At 71.2% G+C, this 1,449-nt stretch carries 1 protein-coding gene and 1 pseudogene; both read left to right on the top strand.

All coding sequences use genetic code 11. The annotated features are described in order from the left end of the window. Positions 1–1,113 (top strand): sorbosone dehydrogenase family protein (locus tag FV222_RS25965; protein ID WP_246685673.1); only part of this gene is annotated, 1,113 nt, incomplete at its 5' end. Further along, positions 1,110–1,449 (top strand): annotated as a pseudogene (locus tag FV222_RS25960) (cytochrome C); the annotation flags it as partial. The gene FV222_RS25965 and the pseudogene FV222_RS25960, both read left to right, overlap by 4 nt.

Genomic DNA, 1,449 nt, shown 5'->3' with positions numbered 1-1,449 from the left:
CCCTCGGGCCGGCCGAAGAGCGCCGAGCCCTTGTCGACGGGGCGCGCGCCGCCGCTCGCCACTGCCCTGGCCAAGCTCCCCCTCGACAAGCTGACCGTGCCCGAGGGCTTCAAGGTCGAGGTCTACGCCAGCGGCCTCGCCAACGCCCGCTCGATGCGCCAGAGCCCGGACGGGACGCTGTTCGTCGGCACCCGCGCGGTCGGCAAGGTCTACGCGATCCCGGCGAAGGTCGGGCCGGACGGGAAGCGCGAGGTCAAGACCATCGCCACCGGCCTGCACCGGCCGAACGGGCTCGCGTTCCACGAAGGGTCGCTGTTCGTGGCCGAGCTCTCGAAGATCTGGCGCTACGACGGCATTGAGGCCCGCCTCGACGACGTGCCGAAGCCGGTGCTGGTCTACGACGACCTGCCCAAGGACGAAGCGCACGGCTGGAAGTTCATCGCCATCGGCCCCGACGACAAGCTCTACGTGCCGGTGGGATCGCCCGGCAACATCACGATGCCGCCCGACACCCATGCCCAGATCCGGCGGATGGACCTCGACGGCAAGAACGTCGAGGTGGTCGCCCGCGGCGTGCGCAACACCGTCGGCTTCGACTGGAACCCCACGACGAAGCAGCTCTGGTTCACCGACAACGGCCGCGACTGGGTCTCGGAGGACATCCCGAACGACGAGCTGAACGTGCTGACCGAGCCCGGCAAGCAGCATTTCGGCTTCCCGTACTGCCACCAGGGCACCTTCACCGACCCGGAATACGGCTGGGGCCATTCCTGCGCCGAGTTCACGGCGCCGGCGGCCCTGCTCGGCCCGCACACCGCCTCGCTCGGCCTGCGCTTCTACACCGGCGCGATGTTCCCGGAGGACTACAAGAACGCGATGTTCATCGCCCGGCACGGCTCGTGGAACCGTACGCGCAAGCTCGGCGGCGACGTGGTGGTGGCGCGGCTCGGACCCGACGGCAAGGTCGCCTCCGTCGAGCCGTTCCTCACCGGCTTCCTGCAGGACAACACGTATGTCGGCCGCCCGGTCGACGTGCTGGTCGCCCAGGACGGCGCGCTCCTGGTCTCGGACGACTACAACGGCGCGATCTACCGGGTCAGCGCCGCGAAATGATCCGATCGATCGCCCCCGCGCTCGCCCTCGCGACGCTCCTCCTCGGGGCGGCCTCGTCCGCTCCGTTGGGCGAGCGCCTCGCACCCTGCCTCGCCTGCCACGGGGCGCAGGGCACCTCCGAGACCGAGGGCGTGCCCTCCCTCGGGGCGCAACAGGCCGACTACGTCGTCACGCAGCTGTTCCAGTTCCGGGAGCGGCAGCGCGAGGCGGCGCCGATGAACGAGATGGCCGCCGGCCTCTCCGACGACGACCTGCGCGCCTTCGCCGATGCCCTGGCCGCTTTGCCCGCACCGGTCGCCGCGGGCGGGCCGCCCGATCCGGCGCTCGACGCGCGGG

Source organism: Methylobacterium sp. WL103 (assembly GCF_008039885.1).
Lineage (GTDB): Bacteria > Pseudomonadota > Alphaproteobacteria > Rhizobiales > Beijerinckiaceae > Methylobacterium > Methylobacterium cerastii.
This window is presented reverse-complemented; position numbering and strand designations above follow the sequence as displayed.